The sequence below is a fragment of the Pseudomonas kribbensis genome (assembly GCF_003352185.1).
Classification (GTDB): Bacteria; Pseudomonadota; Gammaproteobacteria; order Pseudomonadales; family Pseudomonadaceae; genus Aquipseudomonas; species Aquipseudomonas kribbensis.
This window is the reverse complement of sequence record NZ_CP029608.1, coordinates 181494-198388: the sequence shown is the minus strand read 5'-3', so window position 1 is coordinate 198388 and position 16895 is coordinate 181494. Positions and strand designations below refer to the sequence as shown.

At 63.3% G+C, this 16895-nt stretch carries 14 protein-coding genes; 4 read left to right on the top strand and 10 right to left on the bottom strand.

Features of this window, described 5'->3' with window-relative positions; all coding sequences use genetic code 11:
* Position 1 precedes the first annotated feature (1 nt).
* Positions 2–247, bottom strand: coding sequence for a DUF2789 domain-containing protein (locus DLD99_RS00860; RefSeq protein WP_114880954.1), 246 nt, complete (start codon positions 245–247; stop codon positions 2–4).
* Between the two features lie 115 nt (positions 248–362).
* The gene (locus tag DLD99_RS00855) at positions 363–824 is read right to left on the bottom strand and encodes an aminoacyl-tRNA deacylase (protein ID WP_085712631.1); all 462 of its coding nucleotides are present in this window, start codon (positions 822–824) and stop codon (positions 363–365) included.
* A gap of 174 nt (positions 825–998) precedes the next feature.
* Between DLD99_RS00855 and DLD99_RS00850 the strand changes: the two genes are divergently transcribed.
* Both DLD99_RS00850 and DLD99_RS00845 read left to right on the top strand, forming a co-directional pair.
* The gene (locus DLD99_RS00850; protein ID WP_114880953.1) at positions 999–1550 is read left to right on the top strand and encodes an NfeD family protein; all 552 of its coding nucleotides are present in this window, start codon (positions 999–1001) and stop codon (positions 1548–1550) included.
* A gap of 2 nt (positions 1551–1552) precedes the next feature.
* Positions 1553–2311 (top strand): slipin family protein, encoded by a 759-nt coding sequence (locus tag DLD99_RS00845; RefSeq protein WP_114880952.1) that lies wholly within the window; start codon positions 1553–1555, stop codon positions 2309–2311.
* Here the strand turns inward: DLD99_RS00845 and DLD99_RS00840 are convergent.
* The 7 genes from DLD99_RS00840 to DLD99_RS00810 all read right to left on the bottom strand — a co-directional run bounded on the left by DLD99_RS00840 (position 2277) and on the right by DLD99_RS00810 (position 15188).
* Complete coding sequence (locus tag DLD99_RS00840; RefSeq protein ID WP_114880951.1) at positions 2277–3251, bottom strand: sulfotransferase family protein; 975 nt, start codon at positions 3249–3251, stop codon at positions 2277–2279. The genes DLD99_RS00845 and DLD99_RS00840 overlap by 35 nt on opposite strands.
* Positions 3239–4024: an aspartyl/asparaginyl beta-hydroxylase domain-containing protein gene (locus tag DLD99_RS00835; RefSeq protein ID WP_114880950.1), complete on the bottom strand. Its 786-nt coding sequence runs from the start codon at positions 4022–4024 to the stop codon at positions 3239–3241. Before DLD99_RS00835 ends, DLD99_RS00840 begins: the two co-directional genes overlap by 13 nt.
* Positions 4021–4626, bottom strand: a complete 606-nt coding sequence (gene cysC, locus DLD99_RS00830; protein WP_114880949.1) for an adenylyl-sulfate kinase — start codon at positions 4624–4626, stop codon at positions 4021–4023. Before cysC ends, DLD99_RS00835 begins: the two co-directional genes overlap by 4 nt.
* Positions 4610–6124: a TolC family protein gene (locus tag DLD99_RS00825; RefSeq protein ID WP_085712625.1), complete on the bottom strand. Its 1515-nt coding sequence runs from the start codon at positions 6122–6124 to the stop codon at positions 4610–4612. Before DLD99_RS00825 ends, cysC begins: the two co-directional genes overlap by 17 nt.
* 47 nt (positions 6125–6171) lie before the next feature.
* Positions 6172–12555: an Ig-like domain-containing protein gene (locus DLD99_RS00820; protein ID WP_114880948.1), complete on the bottom strand. Its 6384-nt coding sequence runs from the start codon at positions 12553–12555 to the stop codon at positions 6172–6174.
* Between the two features lie 53 nt (positions 12556–12608).
* Entirely contained in the window at positions 12609–13454 is an 846-nt protein-coding gene (locus DLD99_RS00815) for a sulfotransferase family protein (protein ID WP_085712623.1), read from the bottom strand.
* 138 nt (positions 13455–13592) lie between these two features.
* Positions 13593–15188 carry a glycosyltransferase family 39 protein gene (locus DLD99_RS00810; RefSeq protein ID WP_114880947.1) on the bottom strand — a complete coding sequence of 532 codons (1596 nt, stop codon included), beginning with the start codon at positions 15186–15188 and terminating at the stop codon, positions 13593–13595.
* 241 nt (positions 15189–15429) lie between these two features.
* Between DLD99_RS00810 and DLD99_RS00805 the strand changes: the two genes are divergently transcribed.
* Both DLD99_RS00805 and DLD99_RS00800 read left to right on the top strand, forming a co-directional pair.
* Positions 15430–16017: a phage tail protein gene (locus DLD99_RS00805; protein ID WP_085733413.1), complete on the top strand. Its 588-nt coding sequence runs from the start codon at positions 15430–15432 to the stop codon at positions 16015–16017.
* A 58-nt stretch (positions 16018–16075) separates the two neighbouring features.
* Complete coding sequence (locus DLD99_RS00800; protein ID WP_114880946.1) at positions 16076–16387, top strand: DUF6916 family protein; 312 nt, start codon at positions 16076–16078, stop codon at positions 16385–16387.
* 9 nt (positions 16388–16396) lie between these two features.
* On the opposite strand, the gene DLD99_RS00795 is transcribed toward DLD99_RS00800, so the two are convergent.
* The gene (locus DLD99_RS00795; protein WP_425273005.1) at positions 16397–16885 is read right to left on the bottom strand and encodes a GNAT family N-acetyltransferase; all 489 of its coding nucleotides are present in this window, start codon (positions 16883–16885) and stop codon (positions 16397–16399) included.
* Positions 16886–16895 lie beyond the last annotated feature (10 nt).

Below are 16895 nucleotides of genomic sequence, written 5' to 3'. Positions count from 1 at the left end.
TTTACATCCCCCGCCCCTTCCTCAACATCACATCCAGCTGATCCACCACCTCCGCCCAATCCGCATCGTCAAGAATCTCGTCCCGCAAAAAATCCGCCTGGCTTTTGGTCCAGAAAAACGCGTCGCACAGGTGCAGTTCGGGTTTGAGCGGGGAATGGGCGGCGATGAACTGGTCGATGCTGACCGGGTCGTTGGGCAGGCCGAGTTGTTTGAACAGGGACGGGAGACTGTGGGTCGGATTTTCCATTGTTCTACTCCTTCGAAGACTCAGTGGATAAAAACATTTCGCGAGCAAGCCACATTCCCACAGATTCATTGCAGAACCTGCTCGCGATTGGCGTCGGCACAGACGCTGAAAAAACCTACTGACTCAACTCCCGCACCTGGGCATGGGGCACCATTTTCAGGAACTCGGGCATGCTCATGTGCAGCAGGTTGTTGTGGTTGCCGGCTTCCAGGTAAATATCTTTCTGCCGGGTCACCAGCGGGTCGATGACCATGTCCAGGCCATAGGAATCGCCCAGTGGCGGCACCGCGCCGCGTTCGCAATCATCGAACAGGTGCGCCAGGGTGCTTTCGCGGGTGATCTGCCACTCGCCGCTGGTGCGCACTTTGCTCAGGTCAAGATGGCGGCTGGCGGGCAGCACGGCCATGAGGTAATGCCCGTGGTGGTCGTCGAGTATCACCGATTTGGCCACCCGCTCCGCCGGAATCCCCGAAACCCGCGCCGTTTCCAGGCTGCTGCTCGAGTGCGGATGGGAGACGACGTCGTATTGGCATTGCGCCCGGGTCAGGCTGCTTTGCACTTTTCTTGCCATACGCATGATGCACCTCGGTGCCCGCCGGACGCTGCGCGGCGAGCGATGATGAACGTTGTTCCTGTTCTGGAAAGTCTAGTCGGGCAAGCCGCGAATGAAGGTAAATCCGCCCACTGGCGACGCTGGAACTGATCAGAATTCCTCCGACCCCAGGCTCAACTAGACTGATAAGAGAACCCCATGACTCTCCCGGAGGGTCACGTGAACATCCGTCGCTGTGCGTTTGTCCTGTTGATGCTGCTGAGCGGATCGGCCCTGGCTGCGGACATCCCGTTGCACGCCATCGATCCCATCGGCCTGTGGCTGATCACCCTGGGCATCGTGTTTCTGATCGCCGAAGCCGCGCTGCCCAATTACGGCGTGATTGGCCTGGGCGGCATCGTCATGTTCGTGATCGGCGCGCTGATCCTGAGTAACGCCGAGCTGCCGGTGCCGATGATGATCGGCCTTGGGCTGGTCAGCGCGCTGCTGCTGATCGCGTTGCTGGTTCGTGCCCTGAAGACCCGGCCGCGACACCCGGTCAGCGGCGACGCCGGCCTGGTCGGCAGCGTGACGGCCGTGACCGTCGTGGAGTCGCCGGACACCCGCAACGGCTGGGTGCAATTGCAAGGAGAACGCTGGCAAGTGTCGAGTGCCACGCCTCTGCATGCCGGGCAACCGGTGCGGGTGGTCGGGCGCAAGGGCTTGTTGCTGCAAGTGGCCGCGGCTGACGCGGCACCGCTCGGAGAGTGATCATGGGTCTGCAAATCGGTTTTGTCGCGCTGCTGCTGTTGCTCATTGCCCTGGCCGGCTCGACGTTCCGCATCCTGCGTGAATACGAACGCGGCGTGGTGTTCCAGCTCGGGCGTTTCTGGCAGGTCAAGGGGCCGGGGCTGATCCTGTTGATTCCGGTGGTGCAGCAAATGGTCCGGGTCGATCTGCGCACCATTGTCCTCGACGTGCCGCCGCAGGACGTGATCACCCGCGACAACGTCTCGGTCAAGGTCAACGCGGTGCTGTACTTCCGGGTGCTCGATCCGCAGAAAGCGATCATCCAGGTCGAAGACTTCCTGGTGGCCACCAGCCAACTGGCCCAGACCACCCTGCGCGCGGTACTCGGCAAGCATGAACTGGACGAACTGCTGGCCGAGCGCGAACAGTTGAACATCGACATCCAGCAAGTGCTTGACGCTCAGACCGACGCCTGGGGCATCAAGGTCGCGAACGTCGAGATCAAGCACGTCGACCTCAACGAATCGATGGTCCGCGCCATCGCCAGACAGGCCGAAGCCGAGCGGGAACGGCGGGCCAAGGTGATCCACGCCGAAGGCGAATTGCAGGCTTCGGAAAAGCTCATGCAGGCCGCCGAAATGCTCGGTCGCCAGCCTGGCGCCATGCAATTGCGCTACATGCAGACCCTGAGTTCGATTGCCGGCGACAAGAGCTCGACCATCGTCTTCCCGTTGCCGATCGAATTGCTCAAGGGGATGGCGGATCTGTCGGCCAAGTCGTGAGTGCGCGCAAGCGTTCCAGCGCTTCGTAAGGTGCTCGCGCACAACGTTCCACTCGCGCCTGCAACAGCGGGGAGGCTTCGCGGCGTTTGCTTTCGCCATCGGCAACAAACGCCTGTGACGGCTGTTTCGCATGTTGTGCCGAAGCAGTCAGCGCCTGTTCACATTGCTCGGCATTCAGCTGAAAAAAACTCGCCAGCCGTCCTGTCATCGCCTCGGGCAACTCGTTGTAATTGACCGTCAGCCCGCCGAAATCAGCGCAGTGCAAGCGCGCCGCCTCCAGCAGACGTCCGAGCCTGCGGGCGATGAAATCTTCGCGCCCCTCGAATGGCAGGTCGTCGTCCAGTACGCACTCGCCAAGCAGGCCGGGCACCATGTGCATACCCGGGCGACGCAGGTGTGAAACGGCAATTTCCAGCGGATCGCGGTAGACAAACAGCCAAGGCGTATCGGGGAAGCATTCGTGAAGCAGCGGCCATTCGCCGATGCTCCAGGCGTCGAGCTTGATCACCAGTCGCTGCTCCATCCCACGCCGGCGCTGGCCGTAGGCCGAGAGCAACCCGGTGATGGCGGCACGGCGTTCGGCGGCCGGCAGATCGCTGCGCAGCAAAGCATCGAGGGGCGGCGGTTCCGAGATCACGATGTGATCGTCGAGGCGGGCGAGCATCTGGCTGATCAGCGTCGATCCGCAACGCGAGGCATGCAGGATGAAGGCGCTCGGCGCCAGGCCGGGGCTGAGCGTCTGCCAATCCGTGAGCGCCGACAACGGGGTTTGCCGGCGAAACGCCTGATTGAACGGCAACTGCAGCGCCCGCTCCACCGCTTCGCGAAAAAACGGCTGATGCAACGGCGTGTCGCCAAACCAGCACCAGTCCACCTGCCATTGACCGGCACTTTTCCAGATGCGGATCGGCAGCCAGCCGTCGAAATTCAGGCTCGCCATTGTTCGTTCCACGAGCGGCGACCGTTGCGCATCGCCGTGTGCAGTTCTTCCCGGGAGAATGACAAGCCACGCTCGGCGGCCAGCGCCAGTGTCTGGCTGATGAACGCTTCGGGATCGCGCAACGCCTGCAGGGTCGCCGACAACGCGGGGTCCGCGACCAGCAAACGCTGAAACCGTTGCAACGCCGAGTCTTCGGCACCAGGCTGCGGCGTACTCGGCAAACCCTCGGCAATCATCTGTTCCAGCCAGACGCCGGGGCGACAGTCGAGAACCAGATGAATGCGTGCCGCGCTGTCGCGATTGTCGACCCGATGCGGTCGCGCAAGATCGAGAAACCAGCACTCGCCTGCCGCCATTGGCATGCGCAGTCCATCAAGCCAGAAATCCACCGCGGGCGGACTGAGCAATGGAATGTGCAGCCGCAGATCGGCGTCCGGCCCGTCGAGGTCGTAGTCTCGATGCTCATGAATCTGCCCGCCGGGCCCGAGTCGCAGCAGTCGCGCACTGACGATCTCCAGCGGCAGATCCTGCAACGCCTGCTGCCAGCGGCGGTCGTTCAGCCAAGGGGCTCGCTGCACGGACTCGGCGGTTCCGGGAGATAGTTCGGTCAACGCATCGGCCGCGGAAATCAGCGCCACGCCGCTCCAGTCGCCGGCGAAATAGGCCGTGTTGAAATGCCCGCGCCAGGCATCGTGTTCAATCACCGCAAGGGCTTGTAGCAGCAGCGGCAGATCCACCGTCACCGGCAGTCGCGAAAACGCCGGACGGCTCATGTCCTTGGCAACACCGCAGATTCGCCGAGCCAGGTCAGCAATCGGTCAAGGCAGGCCTCGACCGTCAGCGTTCCGGTATCGAGCACCAGCGACGCCTGAGCCGGCGGCTCGTAAGGCGCCGACACGCCGGTGAAACCGGCCAGCTCGCCCCGGCGTGCCCGGGCGTAGTGCCCTTTCGGGTCGCGCTGTTCGCACACCGCCAGCGCGGCGCTGCACCAGACTTCGCGATAGTCATCGCCCAGGCGTTGAGCGAACACTTCACGCAACTCCACCAGTGGCGCGATCATCGCCAGAATCACGATCTGCCCGTTCTCCACCAGCAACGCCGCCAGTTCACTGGCGCGGCGGATGTTTTCCAGCCGGTCGGCATCGGTGAAGCCCAGATCGCGGTTGAGTCCGACGCGCAAGCCATCGCCGTCCAGCACCACACTTTGCTGACCACGACTGAACAACTCGGCATGCAGCGCCTGGGCCAGGGTCGATTTGCCCGCCGCCGGCAACCCGGTCAGCAACACCGCCGTGCCGCGATGACCGTTGCGGGCCTCGCGTTGCGCACGGCTGATACTGGCGGCCGGCGCCAGCACATCACTTCGCGGAGGCATGGGCCACCGGCACCGAAATATCCCCCGACGCCCACGCCGCTTCGCGGTTGGCCAGAGCCGTGGCGATCGACTGCACTTCGGTCGACTGCACCTGATCCGGCAGCGGGTCGAGGCCGGCACTGGCGAAGATCTGGCCATAGGCATTGCGCAGATCGGCGTAGGACAGGTCACGGCGCAAGTCCGCCTGCAGGTTGTTCAGTTCACCCTGGATCAGATCCAGTTCGCCGATGCCCGCCGCCTGATGACGGTTGCGCAACTGGCCGACAATCTGCCCGTCGATGTCCGACAGTTGCTGGTTGGTCTTGAACTGACGCAGCGCCTCCTGATAGTTGGCGTTGGCCACGTACAACTGCGCCAGCACCGCAATCGACATCGCCTGACGGCGTGCGGTGGCGACTTCTTCGCCGGCCTTGGCCACGTCGATGGCCGCCGGGGCGGAGATCACGTTGAACAGGTTCCAGGTCACTTTCACGCCGTAGTCGGCCCAGCGGTCGTTCACCAGGAACGAGTTGCTGTCGTAGTGCCCGCCGGCGGAAAACTCCAGGCCCGGCAGCATTCGCAACATGGCCTTGCGGGTTTCGGCGGCGCTGATCCGGGTCTGGTAATCCTGCTCGCGCAATTCCGGGCGACTGGTCAGGGCTTCCTGTTCCAGTTTGGCGATATCGACTTTGAGTTCCGGGATCTGATAGCCGTCATCGGTGGCCAAGGTCAGGTTGGTACCCATCGGCAGGTTGATCAGGGTCGCCAGCTCGGTTTTCGCCAGTGACAGCGCGCGGCGCTGCTCTTCCAGTTGCCGGGTGGCTTCGATCAGCGAACGCTGGTAGCCGAGGGACTGCACCGGATCGCCGATGCGTTGTTCGCTCATGCTTTCGCTGTTGCGCCGGGCAGCATCGACCCGCGCCATCAGGCTGTCGATCTGCTTGAGCAGACGTTCAGCCGCCATCGCCCGCCAATAGGCCGAACGCACGTCCTGAACGATGGTGTTGATCACCTTGCGCCGGCGCTCCTGAACGATCAGACGCTGGTCGCCCTGCTGCTTGGCGTTGATGTAGCTGACACCGAAATCGAGGACGTTCCAGACCATGGTCAGGTCGGCGACGTTGCGGTCGCGGTCCTGGGAGGTCGACGGTTCCAGGGACTGGGTGCCGGTGCGTACGCTCTGGCTGCTGGAAGCGCTGACGTTGTTGCGTCCGACGTAGCCGGCGTCCAGCGCCATGCGCGGCAGCATGTCGAAACTGGCGAGGTCGAGCTGCCGCTTGGCCAGCGCTTCCTCCATGATCTTCAAACGCCCTTCGAGGTTGTATTTCACCGCGCGGGCCATGGCCTGGTGCAGGGTCAGCGGACCGCGCAGCGGTTCCTGCCCCTTGTACATGGTTTGCAGGTCAGATTTGGCCCGTTGTTCGCTGACGCTGCGTTCGATCGGTTCACTGGTGACTGCACATCCGCTGATCGCCAGCGCCAGCAGGCTGGCGCCGAACAGTTTCTGACTTTTCTTCATCCCTGGATCGCCCCTAGGTCCCGCACATATTGAGTTGTTGTGTGTTGTCAGGCCGGCATTTCGCTGATGCCGACCTGTTGCAGAGCCGCCGCCAGGTTGTCCACCCGGTGCTGCTCGCTGTCCTTGATCTCTTGCAGTTGCTGGCCCAGGGTCGGCGCGCCGAACACACCGTGCAGACCTTGGGAAACGTCGCCACCCCGGATCGAGTGGCTGTCGAAAGCGTTCAGCGAATCCCGGTCGGCGGCACTGTCCTGGTTGAACAGGCTCGACAGCGTGCTGATACCGAACACCCCGCCATCACCCCCACCGAAACCGAGGAAGCCATGGCCGGAACCGTCACCGCCGCTGTCGCTGCTGGTGAATACCTGAGCAATGAAGCTCGGGCTCAACGCACCGTGGTTGATGAAAATGTCGCCCAGCGGACGGATGCCATTGCCGATCACCCGCTGCTCGAACAGCGGCGGGAAGGTCAGCGGTGAACCGAGGCCACCTGTGGGTGGCGCAAAGATGGTCGGTTGCAGCGGCACGTCGACCCGCGACGGCAAAACGACCGGAACTTCGATGCGGAACTCCGGATCCGGCGATACCACCACCAGCGGCGAGGTCGGAGGCACGGCCGGCACCGTGTTGATCACATAGTTGCCGGACTGACTGATCCCGCTGCCACTGTTGCCCGACAGATCGTTGACCCCGGCACTGTTGACGCTGATCGCGTTGCTGGCGCTGTTGACGTTGGCGTTCGGCGTCAGGGTTGCGGTCCAGGTCTTGCCGCCGTCGCTGCTGCTCAGGTTGGACAGGGTGCCGTTGGCCACGCTGAGGTCCGACAGGTCGAAACCTGTCACCGCTTCGTTGAAGGTGATGATCACCTGCGAGGTCTGGCCGACGCCCAGGTTCGGATTGGCGACCACCACTGTGGCGGTCGGCCGTTCGCTGTCGAGGGCGTAGTTGTTCGACACCGCCACCGTGCTGCCGGCGTTGCCCGCCAGGTCGGTAACGTTACTGGTGTCCAGGGCAATGAAGTTGCTCGGGTCGGTGACATTCGCGGTCGGCGTGAAGGTTGCGGTCCAGGTCTTGCCGCCATCGCTGCTGCTCAGGTTGCTCAGGTCCCCGTTGGTCACGCTCAGGTCCGACAGATCGAAATTGCTCACCGCCTCGCTGAAGGTGAAGGTCACCGTGGTGGTCTGGCCGATGCCCAGGTGCGGGTTGGCGACCACGATTTTCACCGTCGGCCGGGTCGCATCGAGGATGTAGTTGTTGGAGATGGCAATGCTAGCTCCGGCGTTGCCGGCCAGATCCTGAACGCCGGCGGTGTCGAGGACGATCAGGTTGGTCGCGTCGTTGATGCCGGCAGTCGGTGTCAGGGTCGCGGTCCAGGTCACGCCGCCGTCGCTGCTGGTCAGGTTTGACAACGCACCGTTGGCGACGCTGATGTCCGACAGATCGAACCCACTCACCGCCTCGCTGAAGGTAATGGTCACGGTGGTGGTTTCACCGATGCCCAGGCGATTGTCGGCGACCACGATGGTGGCGGTCGGCAGCGCAGTGTCGATGGCGAAGTTGTTGGAGTCGGTGGTGCCGACGCCGCTGTTGCCCGACAGGTTGGCCACCCCGGCGTTGTTCAGGGTGATCAGGTTGGTGGCGTCGGTGACATTGGCGGTCGGGATGAACGTCGCGGTCCAGGTGATACCGCCGTCGCTGCTGCTGACGCTGGTCAGCGTGCCGTTGGCGATGGTCAGGTCACTGTTGTCGAACCCGCTCACCGCTTCGCTGAAGGTGATGGTCACCAGCGAGGTTTCCCCGGCCCTGAGCGACGTGTCGGCAACCACGATGGTGGCGGTCGGCACCTGGGTCTGGATCTGATAGTTGGCCGAACTGGTGGTGCCGGTGCCGGTATTGCCGGCCAGGTCGGTGATGCCGGTGTTGTTCAGGACAATCAGGTTGGTGAGGTCGGTGATACCGATATTCGGCGTGAACGTGGCCGTCCAGGTGATGCCGCCGTCGCTCGACGAGACATTGCTCAGGGTGCCGTTGGCGACGCTCAGGTCGGAATTGTCGAATCCGGTCACGGCTTCGCTGAAGGTGATGGTCACCAGCGAAGTTTCCCCGGGACGCAGGTCACTGTCGGTCATGACGATGGTCGCCGTCGGCCGCTGGCTGTCGACGGCGTAGTTGTTGGAATCGGTGGTGCCGCTGCCGAGGTTACCCGCCAGATCGGAGATGCCGGTGTTGTCCAGGGTGATGACGTTGGTGGTGTCGGTGATTCCCGCCGCCGGAGTAAACGTGGCGGTCCAGGTGATGCCACCATCGCTGCTGCTCACTGCGCTCAGCGTACCGTTGGCGATGATCAGGTCGGCGTTGGTGAAACCGGTCACCGCTTCGCTGAAGGTGATGGTCACCAGCGAGGTCTGGCCGACGCCCAGTGCCGTGTCGGCAACCACGATGGTGGCGGTCGGACGCTGGGTATCGATCGAGTAATTGTTCGAATCGGTGGTGCCGATGCCGGCATTGCCCGACAGGTTCTGAACGCCGCTGTTGTCCAGGGTGATCAGGTTGGTCGCGTCGGTAATGTTGGTGGTCGGCGTGAACGTTGCCGTCCAGGTGATACCGCCGTCGCTGCTGCTGACCGCGCTCAACGTGCCGTTGGCGATGGTCAGGTCAGCGTTGGTGAAACCGGTGACCGCTTCACTGAAGGTGATGGTCACCAATGAGGATTCACCGATTTTCAGACTGGGGTCGGACACGATGATGGTCGCGGTCGGCACCACGGTGTCGATGGTGTAGTTGTTGGAGTTGGTGGTGCCGCTGCCGGCGTTGCCGGCCAGGTCGGTGATGCCGGTGTTGGCCAGTGTGATCAGGTTGGTCGCGTCGTTGACGCCCACGTTTGGCGTGAAGGTTGCGGTCCAGGTGATGCCGCCGTCGCTGCTGCTCACCGCCGTCAGGGTGCCGTTGGCAACCACGATGTCGGCGTTGCTGAAACCGGTTACCGCTTCACTGAAGGTGAAGGTCACCAGCGTCGTTTCGCCGGCCGTGAGGGTGCTGTCGGCAACCACGATGGTGGCGGTCGGACGCTGGGTATCGATGGCGTAGTTGCCGGAATCCACAGTGCCGCTGCCGGCATTGCCGGACAGATCCGAGACGCCGGTCTGGTCCAGGGTGATGACGTTGGTGGCATCGGTGATGTTGCTGGTCGGAGTGAACGTCGCCGTCCAGGTGATACCACCGTCGCTGCTGCTCACCGCGCTCAGCGTGCCGTTGGCAATCGTCAGGTCGGCGTTGGTGAAACCGGTCACCGCTTCGCTGAAGGTGATGGTCACTACCGAGGTTTCGCCGATTTTCAGCGCGTTATCGGACAAGACAATGGTCGCGGTCGGACGCTGGGTGTCGATCGCGTAATTGTTCGAATCGGTGGTGCCGACACCGGCGTTGCCGTTGAGGTCAGCGATGCCGGTATTGTTCAGCGTGATCAGGTTGGTCGCGTCAGTGATGCTGGCGGTCGGCGTGAACGTGGCCGTCCAGGTGATGCCGCCGTCGCTGCTGCTGACCGCTGTCAGCGTGCCATTGGCGATGGTCAGGTCGGCATTGGTGAAACCGGTCACTGCTTCGCTGAAGGTGATGGTCACCAGCGAGGTTTCGCCGATCTTCAGATTGTTGTCGGCCACCACGATGGTCGCGGTGGGACGCGCAGTATCGATGGCGTAGTTGTTGGAGTTGGTGGTGCCGCTGCCGGCGTTACCGGCCAGATCGACGACCCCGGTGTTGTCCAGGGTGACCAGGTTGGTGGTGTCGGTGATGTTGTTGGTCGGCGTGAGCGTGGCGGTCCAGGTGATGCCGCCGTCGCTGCTGCTCAGGCCGGTCAGGGTGCCGTTGGCCACCGTCAGGTCGGCGGTGGTGAAGCCGCTGACCGCTTCGCTGAAGGTAATGGTCACCAGCGAGGTTTCGCCCGCCGCCAGATTGCTGTCGGCCACGACAATGGTCGCGGTCGGCCGCACGGTATCGATCACGTAGTTGGGCGAATCCGTGGTGCCGCTGCCGGCGTTGCCGGCCAGGTCGGCGATACCGGTGTTGTCCAGGGAGATCAGGTTGGTGGTGTCGGTGATGCTCGCAGTCGGGGTGAAAGTTCCGGTCCAGGTGATGCCGCCATCGCTGCTGCTGACTGCGCTCAGCGTGCCGTTGGCGATGGTCAGGTCGGCGTTGGTGAAACCAGTCACCGCTTCGCTGAACGTGAAGGTTACCAGCGAGGTATCGCCGATCTTCAACGCCGTGTCGGACATCACGATGGTCACGGTCGGCCGCGCGGTATCGATGGCGTAGTTGACGGAACTGGTCGTGCCGACGCCCGCCACGCCGTCGCTGATCGCGGTCACCCCGGTGTTGTCGAGGGTGATCAGGTTGGTGGCGTCGGTGATGTTGTTGGTTGGGGTGAAAGTCGCGGTCCAGGTCAGGCCGCCGTCGCTGCTGCTGACCGATGTCAGCGTGCCGTTGGCGATGGTCAGGTCGGCATTGGTGAAACCGGTGACTGCGCGGCTGAAGGTGATGGTCACCAGCGAGGTTTCGCCGATTTTCAGCGCGGTGTCGGACATCACGATGGTGGCGGTCGGTGGTTCCACATAAGCGGTGTTGAGGGTGCCGCCGTTGTTGTAGATCGCTGCAAAAGCCAACGGCACGGAACCCGTCACGCCACCACCCAGCTCTGAGCCGCCGGAGCCGCTGCCCGCCGCGTTGCCGCTGATGGCGCTGAAGTTGGAGGCCGTGATCAGGACCGTGCCGCCCTGGTTCCAGATCGCGCCGACACCTCGTCCGCCGTCGCCGCCGTTCAGGTTGTTGCTGCCCTGGCCGCTGCCGCCACCACCACCGCCGCCCGCACCGATGTTATTGCTGATGACCGAGGTGCCGACGATTTTCAGGGTGCCGGTGGAGGCGTTGTAAATGCCGCCGGCCGCGTTGCCGCCGACGCCGCCGACCTTGTCCCAGCCGGAGCCGCCACCGCCGCCGCCAATGGAAATCGTGCCATTGTTCGCGGTGCCGCCATTGCCGCCGTTACTGTAATAGGACACGCCGACACCACCGGCGCCGCCGATGGTGGAGCCGCCACGACCGCCCATGTGTGTCGCGTCGTAGCCACCGCCGTAGCCGCCGACACCGCCGCTGCCGGCCTGGCCGCCCAGCGTACCGGTGCCAGGCCCGGCGGTACCGCCATGACCGCCACCCTGACCGCCTAGGCCACCGCCACCGCCACCACCGCCGCCGTAGTTGGCGCCGGTGACACCACCGCCGCCACCACCGCCCGCTGCCGCGTTGCCGGTGACCGAGACGTTGTTCAGCGTGAGGATGCCGGCGTTGAAAATCCCGCCGCCCATGGCCCCGGTCGCGCCGTAGCCACCATTGCCGCCGTTGCCCGAGACCAGACCCCGGGTAATCACCAGACCGTCGAGGGTCACGGTGCTGCCGGAAGTGATTTCCACCACCCGGGTCTTGTACTGGCCGTCGAGGGTGACATCGGCGACGCCATCGTTGTTCAGGTCGCCGTCGACCGTAATGTTCTTGTTGATCAGCAATTCCGAAGTGAGCTGCACCGTCATGCCGGTGCTGAAAGTCACGATGTCGCCGTTCTGCGCCGACGCCAGCGCCGCCCGCAGCGAGCCAACCCCGGTGTTCGCATTGTTGGTGGCGGTCCAGGTGGCGAGACCCCACTGGTACTCGCTCATCGACAGGGCCGACAGCACGTTGGCGCTCTCGATCTTGCCGGTGGCGATCTCCAGATCCCAGTCGCCGCCCACGCCGGTGCGGTTGTTCGACGCCGCCACGTCGCGGCCGGTCAGTTGCGCCAGCGAGTCGACGAAGCTCAGGCCACGGTCACCCTCGGCGGTGTAGCAGCCGTAAATGAGGATGTCGCCACCGACGTTCATGTCCTTGCCGATTTCCGCCAGCACCGCGCTGCGCTGCGCGACGTTGTCCGCCGACAAATAGCTGTTGCCGAGCCACAGGTCGCCGGCATTGCCGTGGGCGATGATTTCCACGGTACTGATGCCCTGATGCTGATCCAGGTAATCGGCGATCTGCTGCAAGCCGTCCTTGCTCGCATCGAGCTTGACCACTTGCGTGCCGGGGGCGACGCCTTTGAGCAGGCTGTCGGCATCCTTGACCCGGGCATCGACGAACACCACAGCCTGGCCCGGCACCGCCACAGGGCTGGCAGCCGGCGTGGCATCGGCCTGACCGTGGGTGTCCTTGCTCGCCACCGGATGATCGGCGGTCGGCGCCTTGGCCGCATCGGCAGTGGGGTGGCTGTCGGGCTGGGCCGCAGCGGTATCGGCCACGGTGGCCGCGACAGCGCCGTCGAACAGCATGCGCGGTTCCAGCGACATGATCAGCGGCGCAGCCAGCGTCCGTTGGCCCTCGGTTACCCGCGACTTTTGCTTGCTCCACCACATGTTGCTCACCCGGACTCGAACAGTTGTAAACGCATCAATGAAAAACGCCGCGATCAACTGATCGCGGCGTCGGACTTCATACGAATCACATTGGCAGCGCTGGCTGAGCCATCGAGCCAAAAGGACAGATCGGCGTATTGCTTGAACAGGTCCGGCGGCAGAATCGTGCGCCGGGACTGCAGGGCGACCTTGGGCTTGACCTTGTGCAGGCCGGCCACACCCAGGGCCTGGTCGAACTCCGGCGCGTCATAGGCCAGGTGTTCGAAATCGTGCTCGAACCACGGCTCGCCGATGAAATCGTAGACCAGCCGCAGCACGCGCTCCGGAGCCTGGGTCAGCAAATCGTAATCGACGATCAGCAGCGAATCGGCGTGCTCGCCGTAATAGGCTTCCTTGAGCGCCGCCCAGGCAAAACCCACCAGGCGGTTGCGCTGGGCCAGGGTTTCGCAGCGGCTGTAGACGGTGTTGCGCTCGACGGCATCGCCGAACAGCTTGGTGTTTTCGTAAGGGTTGGCGCGGTAGAGCCGCTCCAGGCTGTCCATCACCCAGGCGACGTTGCGCACGCAGGCGATGACCTTGGCTTTGGGGAACAGATCGCTGATGGCCGGCAGGCGCGAGCTCCACTGCCGGTTGGTGTCGAACACCACCGGTTTGTCGGCCTTGTCGGCGTAGTAGGAATCGAACAGGCCGCGCAGCAGGCGACGGCGCATGTCGGTGTCGATCACCGCGCCGAATTCGCTGCCGGCGCTGCATTGTTCAAGGACACCGGAAAACAGTGCGCCGACCGGACTGGTCATGCCGGCATGGAAGCGCGGATTCTGCAAAAGGATCGCAGAAAGGAGGGTTGAGCCCGAGCGCGGCAAGCCGGAGATAAAGTGGAACTGCTGCAATCCCTTCACCTTACTTTGTAAGTCCTTTTGTCCGACGAGCGTAGTCCAACAATACCCTTTCGACTAGTAGTGTTTTGATATCAACATAGAGCAAAACGGACTTGTTAGGCCATTTCTTATCGCGAACAGTAAGGTGAAGCGTTTAAGTCATCCCCCGTTGGTACGATCGTCCTTTTCCACAACGAAAAGTCGCGCTTTCGCCCCGCCAGCATTGGACTGATCACGCAGCTGCCAGGTCTTGGGCAGGGGCAGGAACGGGTCCGCGACTTCCGGGTCCAGGTCACCGATCAGCCAGACCCGGGAACTGTCCTTCGGCAGATCGGCGAGACGATCCAGATAAACCTCATCGGACACCAGTGTGCCGAAACCGTAGTGGTTCGGACGCGTCGAGCGCCCGTCGGCGGCAGGCGGCGTATACAAGCGGATTTGCGCATCCGTGCGGTTGTAGTAGACGTAGCTCAGGTACCAGAGCATGTCGCTGGTGACGATCCGGTCGCCGCTGACGAAGTGGTGGTTGATGTGATCGACCATCACGTTGAACTGGTCATTCGGATCGACCGTGGCGTTGGTGTTCACCCCGACCATCTCGATTCCGACAAACGCCACCAGCACCGCCAGCGCCAATACGCGAACGCGGCTGTACAGGCGGTCGATGGCCAGCGCCGCCAGCATCGGCAAACCCAACGCATAAGCCGTCAGATAGCGCTCGATGAACACCGGGCTGATGAACGACACCGCGAACACCAGAAACAACGGCACACCGGTATAGAGCGCCAGCAACACGCTGCCGTGGTTCACGCTGCGGTCACGGGCGACGGCCACGCCCGCCAGAGCCAGCATGGCCAGCGGCATGCCGCAGAACAGCAATAGCGGAAGATGATCGCCCTCGTTCTGGATCAGCCACAGCCAGATCATCGACGGCAGCGAGGACAGGGTCACCGGATCTTCCCAACCCACATCGCCACCGACCTTGAGCTCTTCCATGTGCTGCGTCAGATCGAGCAGGTTCGGCAGCCACGGCAGGTAGAGCGCGACAATGGCCAGATTGGCCAGCCACCAGTCCTTGCGCTGGATATGCCGCAGGCGATAGCCCGGCAACAGGCGGATCAGCCCCAGATACAGCCAGTGGCTCAGCGCCGCCAGCACCGCGAAGTAGTGGGTGTACAACGCGGCGCTCATCAGCAGCGCATAGATCACCAGATACCGTCGGCGCTGCGGGCGTCTGACCCAGCAGATCAACGCCAGGGTGGTGCCGACCAGCAGCAGGCCGAGCAGCGAGTACATGCGCACTTCCTGGCTGTAGCGCACCGCCGTCGGCAACAGCGCCAGCAGCACCCCGGCGATGATCGCGGCACGGCGGGTCGCCAGGCGATCGACCAGGCACATGCCCAGGCCGACCGTGGCGATGCCGGCCAGGGCACTGAGGCTGCGGATCGACAGAATCCCTTCGCCAAACAGTCCGATCCAGCCGTGCAGCAGCATGAAATACAACGGCGGATGCACATCGAACGCGGCGTGCTCCCAGATACCGCCCAGCGTATAGCGCGCCAGCAGCAGGCTGGAGCCTTCGTCACCCCAGATCGCGGCGGCGGTCAGGTCATAAAACCGCACGACGGTCGCCAACAGCAAAATCGGTATCAGCCACTGCTGGCGAACCCAGCGCAGCAGACGCCGGACACCGGCATTCGGTGCGGCAAACGGGTCCTGGGTATCCCCCAGCGGAGTCTCTCGACGCGCTTCCATCAACCTTCCCTTACGGTATTCCGAGTAAAAAACAGCGCCATTCATTGCGCACACTGTAGGCCAGAGCCGAAGCCGACGCTCGGCCGCGACGACGCCCGGCAAGTCCGCCGATCCGGGTCTACGCTACGGCTTGGCGTGACCTGCCCGCGCAAATGGAAGGCGTCAGTAAAACGTTTCGACCTGCCCGGCAACACAGGCTAACGCGCGGCGCGCCAACCACATAACAGAAGGATGAGGAACCATGGAAGTCTTTATGGGTACGATTCAACCGTTCGCCTTCAACTTCGCTCCCAGTGGCTGGGCCCTGTGTAATGGACAGATCCTTTCCATTGCGCAATACAACGCGCTGTTCGCGTTGCTGGGCACTTACTACGGCGGCAACGGCACGACCAACTTTCAGTTGCCCAACCTGCAGGGCCGCGTGCCAATGGCCCAGGGCAACGGTCTGGGCCTGACGCCGCGCGTCATCGGTCAGGTGGCCGGCACGGAAAGCGTCACCGCCACCATTGCCAACATGCCCAACCACACCCACGCAATGACCGGTCTTACCGCCAATACGGCCTTGTCGCTGGCGGTACCCGCCAGCAATCCGGCGACCGTACCGACTGCCACCAATTCCTACATCGGTGCTTCCGGCGGCGGCCCCGGCTCGGCGAACATCTATTCCGACGCCCAGGGCGCCACGCCGGTGCCACTCAAAGGGGTGACCACCACCGTCACCGGCGACATTTCCTCCACCGGCGGCAGCCAGCCGCTGGGCATCATGAACCCCTTCCTGGTCCTCAACTTCAGCGTTGCCCTGAACGGTCTCTTTCCGTCGCGCAACTGAGCAATCGTCCGGGGGCCCCGAGCCCCCGGACGTTTCGTTTTTTCTCTGGAGTCAGACCATGCTGCAATCGGTTCAGATCGAACACCTCCAGCCATTGCTGGGGCAACAACGCACGCTGCACCTGCCGGATGGCACGGCGCTGCCGATTCAACTCGCTCACCTTGAAGAAGTCCCGTCGGCGAAAATGCGCCACAGCGAACGCATGCCCTTCTGCCTCGAATTCAATAGCCTGGAGCCGACCGAGTTTGTCGACGGCCTGTGCGCGCTGGAGCTGCCGGTGTTCGGCCGGGTGGAGGATATTTTCGTGTCACGGGTGCCGGCAATGGGGCGGGATCCGCAGTTGGGCTATTTCTGCATTTCCTTCAACTGAAACACCGGACTACTGCGGATACCAGACCAACCGCTCCGCCGCCGGATTGCGCTCTTCCACCGCAAACCCCAGCGCCAGATAATGCTGGCGCGCATGGGGGTTGTTGGCCCAGACCACCGTCGCCACCGGGCAGCGCACTTGTTGCGCGGCTTTTTGTACGCCTTGCAGCACGGTTCGTCCGTAGCCCTTGCCCCGGGCCTGAGGGATGAAGGCGATGTACAACACGCGGATTTCGTTGGGGCCGAAATCGGTGCTCAAAGCCCCGATGGCCGTGCCGAGTTTCTCCACGACGTAGTGCATGGCATTGGGATGGTTTTCACCCATGCCCTGCTCCTGCACCTGAAACTGCTGGGCAACGATTTGCTGCACCTGTTCCTGCTCGCCGTCGACCCATTGCAGATCCGGCCGCGCCGATTGATACAGGCTTTGCAGAAAAGGGCCGTCAGTCGCCCGCGAAGGCCGCACCACCAATCCGTCCGCTGCCAGGTTTTCCGTCATCTTCATGCTC

Bases quoted from the DNA above. Each gene is read 5' to 3' on its own strand.
- DLD99_RS00850 (WP_114880953.1), top strand. From the start codon at position 999: ATGACTCTCCCGGAGGGTCACGTGAACATCCGTCGCTGTGCGTTTGTC.
- DLD99_RS00845 (WP_114880952.1), top strand. From the start codon at position 1,553: ATGGGTCTGCAAATCGGTTTTGTCGCGCTGCTGCTGTTGCTCATTGCC.
- DLD99_RS00855 (WP_085712631.1), bottom strand. From the start codon at position 824: ATGCGTATGGCAAGAAAAGTGCAAAGCAGCCTGACCCGGGCGCAATGC.
- DLD99_RS00860 (WP_114880954.1), bottom strand. From the start codon at position 247: ATGGAAAATCCGACCCACAGTCTCCCGTCCCTGTTCAAACAACTCGGC.
- DLD99_RS00840 (WP_114880951.1), bottom strand. From the start codon at position 3,251: ATGGCGAGCCTGAATTTCGACGGCTGGCTGCCGATCCGCATCTGGAAA.
- DLD99_RS00805 (WP_085733413.1), top strand. From the start codon at position 15,430: ATGGAAGTCTTTATGGGTACGATTCAACCGTTCGCCTTCAACTTCGCT.
- DLD99_RS00795 (WP_425273005.1), bottom strand. From the start codon at position 16,885: ATGACGGAAAACCTGGCAGCGGACGGATTGGTGGTGCGGCCTTCGCGG.
- DLD99_RS00800 (WP_114880946.1), top strand. From the start codon at position 16,076: ATGCTGCAATCGGTTCAGATCGAACACCTCCAGCCATTGCTGGGGCAA.
- DLD99_RS00810 (WP_114880947.1), bottom strand. From the start codon at position 15,188: ATGGAAGCGCGTCGAGAGACTCCGCTGGGGGATACCCAGGACCCGTTT.
- DLD99_RS00825 (WP_085712625.1), bottom strand. From the start codon at position 6,124: ATGAAGAAAAGTCAGAAACTGTTCGGCGCCAGCCTGCTGGCGCTGGCG.
- cysC (WP_114880949.1), bottom strand. From the start codon at position 4,626: ATGCCTCCGCGAAGTGATGTGCTGGCGCCGGCCGCCAGTATCAGCCGT.
- DLD99_RS00820 (WP_114880948.1), bottom strand. From the start codon at position 12,555: ATGTGGTGGAGCAAGCAAAAGTCGCGGGTAACCGAGGGCCAACGGACG.
- DLD99_RS00835 (WP_114880950.1), bottom strand. From the start codon at position 4,024: ATGAGCCGTCCGGCGTTTTCGCGACTGCCGGTGACGGTGGATCTGCCG.